Source organism: Mesorhizobium sp. M1273, from assembly GCF_040318195.1.
GTDB lineage: Bacteria > Pseudomonadota > Alphaproteobacteria > Rhizobiales > Rhizobiaceae > Mesorhizobium.
The window spans coordinates 44611-56676 of sequence record NZ_JAMYLV010000031.1 but is presented as its reverse complement, the minus strand read 5'-3'; the positions used below and the strand labels follow the sequence as shown (position 1 = coordinate 56676).

Genomic DNA, 12066 nt, shown 5'->3' with positions numbered 1-12066 from the left:
ATTCTCTCCTTGCTCTTCAGAAATGTGGACTGAATTACGAAAAATCTTGCTCGAATTGCTTGATATTGGCGGAGCGCTCATGCCCAGTTTGCTTCGCGGCTGCGACCGCAGGTTCGGCGCGCATGATCATGGGATGATTTCTCCTCTTTCCGTGCCGCAGCGCGTTTTGCGGACTGCGCTGCAGGTGTCGTGCCAAATGAGAAAATCATTCCAGAACAATGCGATCACCCTGATGGCGCTGTGTCTCATGTCCGACATCGTCGAAGATCCGACAACGAATGCAGCCGTGACCGCCTGATAGAACCTCCTGTGCGAGCTCGGTGGGCACTGCGGAATAAGCAGTGAAGCTCACCGCGAAACTGGCCGAGCTTCGGACCGATATCGGCGACGGGGCGATCGACGACCATTACGTCGCCGGTGTCGGGCGCGGCACAGCCTGAGGACTCCGCGGCGGCGATTATCGAATAACTGCTCTTCATCCTGGCCCACCGGTGGGCGCGCAAAAAGACTGCTTTGCGGCCTCATCCCTCCGCCTGGATTGAGTCGCAGGGACCGAATGGCGCACCTGCTTTTGGAACCGGCAGAGTGGTCATAACGCAGTTGTCTTCCGGCCATCTTTACAGAGATTCGACAATCCAGTTGGTGAAGGTCCCATATCGCGCAATCATTGATGCGCTTAGGTCTGGGCATGCGCCCATTCGCAACCATCTGATCAAGAGCATCGATCCGACACCAACATAGAGAATTGCTTCCCCATGAGAGAGGCCTCGCGGCGGACATGAGATTGCGTCACCCTTCATGATCGCGGCCTCCGAGGATGTCGGGATCGAGCCAGTGCAACGGCACTATAGGGCGAAGGGTCTGGTAGCTCTTGCAACTGCCGACCTCGATGGACAAGGCATATCGCGATCTGTCCGGCAGAGACACACGGTTCTGCACTGTCCGTTCATGAAGACTTCGTGCTGGTCTCCATAAGAGAAGTATTTTTGGTGCAGAAGGTGCCCGATTAGCTATTCGGAACAAGGCGGCATCGACGTGCAAATCGAGCGCCGCCGTGAGGCGTCCCCCCTCAATGTCGGATTTCGGACAGGATCGCAAATCCGCCAACCCATTGTTTAATAAAATTTCCTTCTCTGGCACGGCCCATGCATGGGGTTCTGCGAACGCATCAGCGAGACGTCCTCCATGATCATGCGCACCGACAATGCCGTCGCCGCAGTGAAAACCGCGCTCTCGCCTGCCATCAAGCCGCCGAAAGGCCGGCGCGCCATGGTTGAGGCGGGCGATTGCGCCGGCTTCAAACACCTGAATGGGCTTGGAAGCGTCTCGCGTGATGGCGACGCGGGCATCGAGACGGGCGGAAAGGACATACGTCGTTGCCCCACGTCGCCGGCATGACCCGTCGATTGTCACCGCGCTGGAATGCTCGGGTCTACATTCGACTACCCGAACGCGCTGGACAAATTCTCGCAAATCTTCGGCACCGGGGCTCGAAAACGCTCGCGAGGGAGCCCAATCGCTGTGGCCGATATTCGCCGCGAGCAACCCGCCTGGTGGGAAGACTCTATAGGAGGAAAGCAAGTGGAGTTATCTTGCGTTGGGGTCGGTGCTGGGCCGTCCAATTTGAGCCTTGCGTGTCAGATACACGAGCAAGTTGGGCAAGGGGCAGTGTTCCTGGATCGGCAAGTCGACTTCCGCTGGCATCCAGGCATCGCTTTCGATTCCTCGGAGCTCCAGGTCAGCCACTTCAAGGATCTGGTCACGCTAGTGAATCCCCGATCAGCCTACACTTTCGTAAACTTCCTGCACGAGAACGGGCGTCTGTATCACTTCCTGAACGCACAGTTCGAAGCCGTGCTCAGAGTTGAGTTCGAGCAATACCTGAACTGGGTGTTCCATAGGAACCCACTTGTGCGTGGCGGCGAGACGGTGCGCGAAATCCGCTTTGACGGCGAGTTTCGGGTCCGGACGGATAAGGCGGTTCTCGGCGCCAGAGACGTCGTGGTCAGCATTGGCAAGCAGGCGCAAATTCCGCCTCAGTTTCAGGGCTGGACCGGACGCAACCTGTTCCACTCATCTGTTTTACTGCACATCCACCCTGAGGTGCGGAGAAAGCATGTCTGCGTGGTCGGCGGAGGCCAGTCGGGAGCCGAGGTGATGTTGCATCTTGTCGGCCTGCCGAAAGAACGGCGGCCTGCCTCGATCACTTGGGTCTCGCAGCGCGAGAACTATCTGCCTCTGGACAACAGCCCGTTCACAAACGAGTTGTTCATGCCCTGCTTTTCGGATCGTTTCGCGGCGATGAGCGAGTCGCAGCGTAAGCTGCTCCTGCGGCGTTTCGTGCTTGCCTCGGACGGCATTTCGGAAAGCACGTTGCGCGCGATCTATCAGGCGCTGTACCGCCACGCATTTTTCGAGCCAAACCGATGCGACATCACACTGCGGCCGGGCTGCACCGTCTCGCACTGCATCAACGCCGGCGCGGGTCACAGGCTGACCCTGCAGCACGGCATGGACGAGGTCGAAGAAGTCATGGCTGACATCGTCATCCTGGCCACCGGTTACGAGAACGCGGTGCCAGACTTCTTGGAACCCATCGCGCACCGGCTGGAGCATATCGACAATGAATTAGCTATTCGCGAGGATTTTTCGGTGAGCTGGGACGGACCGCGTGACAGACGCATCTTCGTACAAAACGCGAGCCTCGGGCAGCGCGGCCTGGCCGATCCGAACCTAAGCCTGCTGGCCTGGCGCGCGCGCCGCATCCTCGATAGCCTTCTTGGGCGCGCGCCATGCGCGAACCCCGAGCATCCTGGCTTCATCAGCCATACCTCGATCGAGAGCTGGCCCGCCCCCGCAGCCGAAGAAATGGGCAGCGGGATATGACTCATAGACTTTTGGTCATCGGCGGTGGCATCCTAGGAATGATGTCCGCCTCCGCTGCGGCGAAGGCCGGAGGCTTCTCCGAAATCATCGTGACCGAACAAGCCTTTGGACCAAGCGGCGCATCGCATTATTCTGGGGGCGTGCATTTCCCCTACGGTCGTCAAGACCGTACCAGGTCGCTCACTCGAAAGAGCGCCGTGGTCTTGGCGGCCATGGCTGGGTCGGCGGTCAGCGGATGGTGCCGGCCTTTAGCGATGCGTGTCGTGGCTGGACCGGGTGAAGCGATTGATCCGGCCCAGTTTACGGAACCCCTGGACCCGGCTGAGCCTGACATAGGCAGTCTCGCGCCGAGCTTCTGCGGACAATATCCGCCGGAGCGGAACGCACTTAGCATCGCCGTCCCACATGACGTGAGTCCGTCTCCGTGGACCCGCAACTTGACTAGCGCCCGACTGCCCTAATTGGGATGTCCGACCAACCAGTCTTTCCAACAGGAGGCTTTTCGCATGTTGACTGATGCACAAAGAGAAAAGTGGCAGAAAGACGGATACGTCAGGCTCGAAAGGTTCTTCTCTCCAGCGGCTCAGGAAGATATCTCTACTTTTGTCGAAGATATGTCACGCTGGGATGTCAGCGATGATAAATGGCTCATGTGGTTCGAGAAGACGACGGACAATCGAAAGATCATCTCCAAGATCGAGAATTTTCTCGACTTCCATGATCCATTGCGTCGTTTGCTCTTAGAAGATCAGCGCATAAAGTCAGCGGTCGAGGATTTGCTTGGCGAAGATTCGCGCAGGCTCAAGGAGTTGCTGATTTTCCACTACCCCGACAGCGGCGGCTATCTCCCGCATCAGGACATTTATCACATTCCACACAAACTCCCCGACCGGATGGTCCATGCGGTGGTTGCCATAGGCATCGACGACTCCGACCCGGAAAACGGCGGGCTTTTCTTCAGCCCCGGCAACCACAAGAAGGGGGCGTTTCCCATGGATGCCGGTGGGGTGATCGATCCTCACGTCGCCGAAATGTTCTCCTGGGAACCCATAGTATGGAAGGCTGGCGACATCTTCATCTTCGACGATTACGCACCGCACTACTCACGACCGAACAAAAGCAATCGTTCGCGGCGGACACTCTACTTGGTGTTCCAGCGTGCTTCAACCGGTGGACCGACCCGCGCTGAATATAACGTGCTTAAGCGCGGCCTTAACCCGCCCGAGGGCAAAGTGGCCGATCTCGACAAACTCAAGCCCCCAAATGGCATTTTCTATCGCGATTGAGCTCACGCAGCCAGGCGGAGGCATGCACACGAAACTGATCGACCGCTCAAAAATGCGCGGAGAGTATGGCGTTCTGATTTGCGGGCTCGCGGAGCATCGACCGCAGCCCGTTACGACGCTTCGGCACGTGGATTGTGGAGGTGGTCGCAGGGCGGTCTTCTATGACGCCTACAGCCCGACTGGCGCCCCCCTCGTCGCCCGCCAGGCGGCCCAGAGCCGCATTATTCTGGCCGAGGCCGCCAACGGGTTGGGCTGCCGCTTCTCTGCGCAACTTGCACAAGAGGCTGTTGCGTTGGCAGCCGAAGATCCCACGGCTTCAACAGCTTAGGTTCGTTGTCATGCGCAAATACACGTTTTCTCGAACGGAGCTGTCGCGGGCGTTCGGTATCGACATGGCCACGCTTGGAACGGGAAGCGTCGGTACGGGTTTTTCGTTCGGTAGGGTGGTACCGGGCGCTACATCCGAGCCCCATCGGCACGACGAAATCGAGGCCTTCGTGATCCTGTCAGGATCGGGCAAGGTCAGGACCGACCTTGGGGAAATCTCGGTCGAGGCGGGCGATGTCGTTCTGTTCCACCCTTTTGAAGCGCATGTGCTGCGCAACGATGGGGACGAAGACCTAAATTTCGTCGATGTCTACTGGCGAGACGGCGAGGCCGCCCTTGATGCTGCTGCAAAGACCACGGCTCCACGCGGGCCGATCTTCGTCTTCTCCACGCCGCCAACGCCAAATGGCGATCTGCATCTGGGACATCTTTCTGGCCCCTATTTCGGCGCCGACGTCTATACTCGTTTCCTGCGCATGAAAGGAGTCGACGCATATCACCTCACTGGAAGCGACGATTACCAGAGCTACGTCACGATACGCGCCGATGCCGATCAATCGACGCCTGCAAACGTGGCGCGCTACTACGCCGACGAGATTTGCGCCACGCTTGCACTTCTCGATTGTGACGTCGACAGCTTCCAACCCACAATGGACGATGACGGTTACGGCGAGTTTCAAGCCGCGTGTTTCCGCAGTCTTCTGAGCAGCACGGCGGTAGATCTGCGCCAGAGCCCTGCGCTTTTCGATGCTGTGACAGGCCACTATCTTTACGAACCGGATGTTAGCGGCCTCTGCCCCGATTGCGGCGGCTCCGCCGGTGGCAACATTTGCGAGGAATGCGGCGCCCCAAACCTTTGCCACGACTTGGGTGCAGCCCGGTCACGGCAGTCTGCCGAGGCGCCGCTGGTCGGCTCCGTCCGCCGCCCGGAACTTGCCTTGGACCGATGCTACGACAATATCGACCGGCATCTAAGGGCGTCGGGCGTCCCGCTACGGATCTTAGATCTCTTCGCGCGCCTACGCCGACGCGGCAACTTTTCAGTGCCCATTACCCACCCCTCGGACTGGGGCCTGCCGGCCGAAGGGTTCCCGGGGCAGGTGATCTGGGTCTGGCCGGAAATGGCCTTCGGTTTTCTTTACAACATCCAGGCGCTCGGCCGCTTGCTGGGTCGCGACTGGAAGGCGGAGATTCCCGGCAACGACTGGCAGATTGTCCATTTCTTCGGCTTCGACAATTCGTTCTACCACGCGCTACTCTACCCCGCTCTTTACGCCGAGGTCTTCTCCCACTGGACGCCACGCATCCACTATCACGTCAACGAGTTCTACCTGCTCGACGGCAAGAAGTTCTCAACCAGCTGCCGCCATGCGGTCTGGGGCAAGGAGGTTCTGAGCCCAAAGACAGTCGACGTCGTGCGCCTCCATTTGGGCCTGACACGCCCGGAAGGTGAGCGCACGGATTTCACGCTGGACGCGCTGCGCCGCACCGAGAACGAGGTGTTCCAAGGGATCTGGCTGAACTGGCTCGATGCGTTGAACCAGGAAATCAAGCAGGATTTTGGCGGCCGTGTACCCGATGCAGGCGACTGGAGCCCGGCCGACCGCGCCTTCTTTGCTCGGATAGATATCTATCGCGCGGCGATGGAACGCGCCTATTCGGACGAAGGCTTCTCGGTCCGGCGCGCGGCCGCTCAGGTCTGCGATTTCGTGCGCGATTGCGTGATCTACCGTCGGGCGCAAGACTATGCGGCGGCGCGACGTTTCTATCCCGCCCGCAATCGGACTTCGCTAGCCCTTCAGACGACGGCCGCTGCGATCCTGGCACCGACACTCGCTCCGCTGATGCCCCGATTCGCCAGAACGCTGGCGCGAGGCATCGATGGCGTCTCAACCGAAACATGGCCCCGGTCCGTCCAGCGCCTTGCGCCCGGGACGCGCTTTGATCTCGGACCCGTGTTGGTGTTCTACGCCAAATCCGGCAATCCTCATCTCGATGACGAGGAAGCACTATGAGCCCAAAGGTGCACCAGTGAGCTATCCCAATCTCGACCAGACCTGCGCGGCAATCAAAGCCGATGATGCCAAATATCTTTACTCGCTGTCACTGGCGACCGAAGCCGCTATCAGACGGTAGAGGCCAGATTGGCGGACCTGAACCAACGCATCGTCGACACCCTGGCCCGCCTTCGAGGACCGCTCGGCCGATCGCTTCCCAGCCCTTGCTGTTTCGTGCCGCAAATGCCATGTGGGGTCGACTGCGCTGACCAACCTCTTCGGCATCGCGGGATTTTCCGTCCTCCAGCCGGTCAAGACTGTCATGCGGTTCGAGGCGCTTGGTCAACCTGGCGCGCCCTGGATCGTGCGCCGATCACCGGAAATGTCGAATGCGAATGCCTGCCTGATGGTATCTTCGATTCTGTCCGAGCCTGTACTGGCGCGGCAGTCGGCCGAAGAACAACTGAGCTACTGACAATCGAAAGGTAGCAGGTTCAAAATTCTGCCCCAGAAACCGAATATTGCGCACAACCAGCGTTCACGATCGCGATGGTGCACAAGCTTCCAACCAGACCCGCGCAAAGACAGCCCGTCGCCTGAAGATAGTCGGCGAGGGCCGCCAAATCCCTCGCAAGCGTATCCTCCGTCACATGCACGCCGTCTTCGCCGACAATGCAGACGCTTGTCTCGTCGAGAGATAAGTCCAGCCAGGGGTGCTCCTTCAGGATTGCGTGTTTGCTCGGGTACGGAGCCGCCCCTCAGTTCCCAATCGAGGAGCGATCCTACAATTCACATATTTGGAGATCGCTCGCTAGGTTACCCGGTCTGTGAACCCTGCAAGCCGAAAATTCAGATGCCGCCCATGCAGAGATATTTCATTTCCAGGTAGTCCTCGAGGCCATGGCGGGATCCCTCCCGCCCGATGCCGGACTGTTTTATCCCACCGAACGGCGCCGCTTCTGAAGACATCCGGCCGGTATTTACCCCGACCATTCCATATTCCAAGGCCTCGGCCACACGCCAGACACGCTTCAGGTTGGAGGCATAAAAGTAGGCCGCGAGGCCGTAGATCGTGTCGTTGGCCTCACGCACGACCTGATCCGCATCTTTGAAGCGAATGATCGGTGCCAGCGGCCCGAATGTCTCCTCTTGCGCGACGGTCATCTCGCTGGAGACACCGGTCAGGACTGTCGGTTGGAAAAACGTGCCATTCGTGCCGATGCGTTTGCCCCCGCATCGAATTGCGCCGCCTTTGGCGACGGCATCGGCAATATGGGATTCGATCTTGGCCAAAGCGTGCTTGTCGATGAGCGGTCCGATGTCCACTCCGGGAGCGAAGCCGTCACCAACTTGAAGTTGGCGAGCCCGTTGCACGAATTTCTCGACGAACTCGTCGTGAACGCCCGACTGGACGTAAAGGCGGTTCGCCGAAACGCAGGTCTGGCCGGCATTGCGGAACTTCGCCTGGATCGCACCGTCAACCGCGGCATCGATATCGGCATCATCGAAGACGATGAAAGGTGCATTGCCGCCGAGCTCAAGGCTGACTTTTTTGATCTGGTCCGAGCACTGGCGCATGAGAAGGCGCCCGATCTCAGTCGACCCGGTGAAGCTGATCTTGCGGACCTTGGGATTGGTACAAAGTTCGCGGCCGACCGCGTCACCTTCGGACGCATAGATTAGGTTGACGACGCCTTCGGGAAAGCCAGCCTGATGGGCGAGGGCGAACATTGCTCCCGCCACGAGCGGCGTCTGTTCAGCGGGCTTGAGGACGATCGTGCAGCCCGCCGCCAAGGCTGGCGAGATTTTGCGCGCCACCATCGAGGCCGGGAAATTCCATGGCGTTATCGTGCCAACAACTCCGATGGGCTGCTTGATTACCAGCATTCGGCGGTCCATCGATGGTGCGGAGATCGTCTCGCCATAGACGCGATTGGCCTCCTCGGCGTACCATTGCAGATACGCCGCAGCATGCGATATCTCCGACTTGGCTTCGGCAAGCGGCTTGCCCATCTCCGCGGTGAGAATCTCGGCGAGATCGTCGGCGTGGTCGATGATCAACTGATGCCATCGCCATAGAACGTCGCTGCGCTCACGTGCGGTCAACCCTGCCCATCCAGGCTGAGCGACATAGGCCTTGTCGATCGCAGCGCATGTCTCCTCGACACCCATGTCGGGTAGTTCTGCCAGCACTTCGCCAGTCGACGGGTTGAGGACCTCGAATGTCCGCTCGCTAGTCCGCGTGCCAAGTGCCGGCAGGCGATCAATGGGTCCAAACAGGTCAGGGGATCTCAGGTGAGGGATCATCGGCAGGCACAAGGGCAATACCGGATTCCTCCTCAACGCAGCAGGTATATATAGCAGGTGCGGTGTGTACTCCGCGAGGTCCGGGTTCCTTATAGGGCCTCGGCCAGAGAGCTGGTAGACCACGGTACCCAACTGGAAAGGGAGAATACCTGAATACGCTAGAAGATGCCTCGCGGTTCTACTAGTCGAACGATTGAACAACGGACATCGGCTTCGCCAGCCGCGCGGAGTGGATGCTGGTGGCCTGCGCCTACAATCTGCGGACCACGAATCGGCGACTCTATCGACTCGAAGAGAGGCTGGCCTGAGGAGGAGCGCACCCCAATAATGACGCCTGAACCGGCAAATGCCTGGCAAGGCCCGCGAAAACCGATCCTCGCGGCTTTAAACAGATCCCGTTTAGCGGGCGAGCGCCCGCAAGATGAGAAAGAGGATGGAGAGGAACAGGGTGGCGAAGGCGCGCCGAGGGAAGACCGGCCGGCGCATTTGCATGGGGATGGAGCTCATGATCAATTCCCCGCCTGTTGCTGCGGCAAAAGATAGCCTGTGGTCGAATGGTCGAGCACCAGATAACGCGCGGCGACGGCCTTGACCTCGTCGATGGTGACCTTGCGGACGCGGTCCGGCCTCTCGAGCACGTCCTTCACATTGCCACCGGTGGTGAGCGTCTTGCCATAAATGTTGGCGATGTGGTCCAGCTCGTCATGCGCAAAAATCACCGAGCGGATATAGCGGTCTTTGGCCTTGTCCAGCTCGTCGCTGGTGACGCCATCCTTGGCGATCCGGGCGACTTCGGCAACGGCCGCCGCTTCGAGATCGACGAGCTTTGCATCGCCGCGCGGCGAGCCGGAGATAGTGAAATTGGTGTCGTCTAGCATGGTGCCTTGGAAGGAGGCGCCGGCCGCCGAGGCTATGCCTTGCTTGACGACAAGCTCCTGATATAGCCGGCTGCGGTTACCGCCGCCGAGGATCTCGGCCAGCAGGTCGAGCGCCTCGGCCTCGCCGGGCTCTGCCGTATGATAGGACGGCACCACCCATTGAGTGGAAAAGCTCGGCACCGAAACGCGCGCATCGGTCATCGTCACTGTGCGCCTGGTGTTCTGCTCCGGCTCGACCGGGCGGTTGCGCGGGGGCAGGTCCGGCCCGCGCACAACCTTGCCATAGGTCTTCTCGGCCAGCGCCTTCACCGTCTCAGGCTCTACGTCGCCGGCTACCACCAGGACGGCGTTGTTCGGTCGGTAGTATTTGTTGTAGATGGTGAATGCGTCGGTGCCGTTCAGCTTCTCCATCTCGTGCATCCAGCCGATGACCGGAATGCGGTAGGGCTGGTTCTGCCGCAACGTCGCGTTGACCTCTTCGTCCAGCAGAGCATGCGGGTTCGTCTCTCTGCGCCAACGGCGCTCCTCCAGGATCACGTCGCGCTCGGTCTTGATATCATCCTCGTTGAGGATGAGGTTGAACATGCGATCGGCCTCGAAGCCCATCATCTCACCCAACGCCGAGGGCGCCACCGTCTCGAGGAAGGTGGTGTAGTCATAGGCGGTGAAGGCGTTATTGTAGCCGCCGATGGCTGAGACGGCTCGGTCGAACTCGCCGGCGGCATGGTTGGTCGTCGCCTTGAACATCAGATGCTTGAGGAAATGGGCAAGGCCTGATTTGCCGGGGGGCTCGTCGGCGCTGCCGATCTTGTACCAGACCATATGAGTGACGATCGGCGCGCGGTGATCGGGGATGACGACCACTTCCATGCCGTTGTCGAGCAGAAAATCCGTCACCTTGCCGCCGGCGGTGGCGGCCAGAGCCGGAGCGGTCGTCACCAGGGCCAGCGCGGTGGCAATGAACGCGTTGCGCAGCCAGGCGGACGATCGATGGCTCCGGTTGTGGTGGCTGGTCGACACGCAAGGTTCGAGGCAAAGTGATTTGTTCCTAATTTTGATGAAGGCGCTGCGTCCCCGTCTCCCCGCGTGGGAGGATCGGCGGGCAGCGCCGAGCCAGATAAATAAGCTCTTCATGGGGCCAAGCCTTACCCGAGCCTCATCTTTGGATGGACCCAGGAGACCTGCGGCAGTATTTCTTGGTGAGGTGATCATGGGACGGATTCTCCTTAGTCCGCGACGCCTTGCGCATGACCAAGCATGCAACGTGCCAGATCAGAAAACCGTTCGAGGCATGTGGACAAATCGGGCTCTGCCATGTTGCGCATCCGACATTGTCGGACGTCGGACAGGGCCGAACGCGACGCGCGCGCGGCTGAGAATATCTTCTTCGTTCGGAAGACGATTGGGCGCGCTGCCGGGGGAGGGGTATAGGATGCGCTCCGAATGGCCGCTGCACTGACGGTGAGAATGGAGATGTTGGTCGCCCCAGCGGAACCCTGTTCTCGACAGCCAGACGGGGTCGATGCTGAAGGGCAGAGGCGCGAGCAGCGTAGCCAACTCGAGCGCGGAGCCTGCTCGCGCGCGAAGACGGATCTGATCAAAAATCGGCGAGTTGGGGGATATCCGCGAGGCGCTGGAAAACGAAGATCATAGGACTCGGGCGGGAAAAAACGATGCGGTTGCGCGCTTCTGGCGTAATGCGCCTGCCGCCAGGCCGTTGAGCTTGATGAGTTGCTGCGGGAAAGGGGAGTGTTTGCGCGGGACGTTGGTCAAACGTAAGAAACAACCGTCGAGCTCACCGTGGATGGGGGGCATGCAGGCACGTTTGTCGCTGGAGGACAGCAGCACGGAAGCTGTCCGCGCTTGCCGTCGTCGCCGGGTACCAAACAGGAGAATTTGGCGGTCGCGATCGAATTCATCTGCGTAAATACCGCCTGGCTGTGCTCGGTTTGCCGGCGAACAGATTTTGCCTTCTTTGCGGCTGCAAACGCATCGCTGGCGGCGTGGTCCCTTAGGTCAAGAGCATCGGGTGAGTAACAGCCTGATCCTGCTCAATCTGATACGCGCCAACCGCCTCGCCGGATTGTGAAACCGCTCGCGCGTAGCTTCTACCACAAACAGCAAGGTCATGAAATCAAGTAGGAAGTCGTCGATCGCTTGGGCGATTGTTTCTGACTTGCCCTTGAACTGGTCCAGCAAAACGCGCGCGTTATCGATCGCTTCCACGCTGGTGGCATCGATTAACCCATCGACCCTCTTGAAACAATCCAATTCGAAACTCCTTCAAGCGCTTGCCAAGCCGTTATGCACGAAGGTAGCTCCGTGAACTACCCGCCTTTGACTTGGCGGCACGAGCAGCGGTCGGCCTTACGTCCCGTGCCTCCA

Annotated in this window: 9 protein-coding genes; 6 read left to right on the top strand and 3 right to left on the bottom strand. The window is 59.7% G+C overall.

The genetic code is table 11. The features are described 5' to 3' along the window. Positions 1-46 precede the first annotated feature (46 nt). The 6 genes from NKH30_RS25620 to NKH30_RS25595 all read left to right on the top strand — a co-directional run bounded on the left by NKH30_RS25620 (position 47) and on the right by NKH30_RS25595 (position 6514). The gene (locus NKH30_RS25620; RefSeq protein WP_352997462.1) at positions 47-298 is read left to right on the top strand and encodes a hypothetical protein; all 252 of its coding nucleotides are present in this window, start codon (positions 47-49) and stop codon (positions 296-298) included. Between the two features lie 887 nt (positions 299-1185). Next, the gene (locus tag NKH30_RS25615) at positions 1186-1398 is read left to right on the top strand and encodes an iron-sulfur cluster assembly accessory protein (protein ID WP_352997461.1); all 213 of its coding nucleotides are present in this window, start codon (positions 1186-1188) and stop codon (positions 1396-1398) included. Positions 1399-1521: 123 nt separating this feature from the next. Further along, on the top strand, positions 1522-2886 hold the full coding sequence (locus tag NKH30_RS25610; protein ID WP_352997460.1) for a lysine N(6)-hydroxylase/L-ornithine N(5)-oxygenase family protein: 1365 nt from the start codon (positions 1522-1524) through the stop codon (positions 2884-2886). Then, a complete protein-coding gene (locus NKH30_RS25605; RefSeq protein WP_352997459.1) occupies positions 2793-3347 on the top strand; it encodes an FAD-binding protein in 555 nt (184 codons plus the stop codon). The genes NKH30_RS25610 and NKH30_RS25605 overlap by 94 nt, the downstream gene beginning before the upstream one ends. A gap of 45 nt (positions 3348-3392) precedes the next feature. Continuing rightward, positions 3393-4172, top strand: coding sequence for a phytanoyl-CoA dioxygenase family protein (locus NKH30_RS25600; RefSeq protein ID WP_352997458.1), 780 nt, complete (start codon positions 3393-3395; stop codon positions 4170-4172). Positions 4173-4459: 287 nt separating this feature from the next. Beyond that, positions 4460-6514, top strand: a complete 2055-nt coding sequence (locus NKH30_RS25595; protein WP_352997457.1) for a class I tRNA ligase family protein — start codon at positions 4460-4462, stop codon at positions 6512-6514. Between the two features lie 831 nt (positions 6515-7345). On the opposite strand, the gene NKH30_RS25590 is transcribed toward NKH30_RS25595, so the two are convergent. The 3 genes from NKH30_RS25590 to NKH30_RS25580 form a co-directional block, all read right to left on the bottom strand. Continuing rightward, entirely contained in the window at positions 7346-8803 is a 1458-nt protein-coding gene (locus NKH30_RS25590) for an NAD-dependent succinate-semialdehyde dehydrogenase (RefSeq protein WP_352997476.1), read from the bottom strand. Between the two features lie 509 nt (positions 8804-9312). Further along, positions 9313-10656 (bottom strand): M16 family metallopeptidase, encoded by a 1344-nt coding sequence (locus NKH30_RS25585; RefSeq protein ID WP_502911521.1) that lies wholly within the window; start codon positions 10654-10656, stop codon positions 9313-9315. Positions 10657-11697: 1041 nt separating this feature from the next. Then, complete coding sequence (locus tag NKH30_RS25580; protein WP_352997456.1) at positions 11698-11952, bottom strand: hypothetical protein; 255 nt, start codon at positions 11950-11952, stop codon at positions 11698-11700. Positions 11953-12066: the final 114 nt, after the last annotated feature.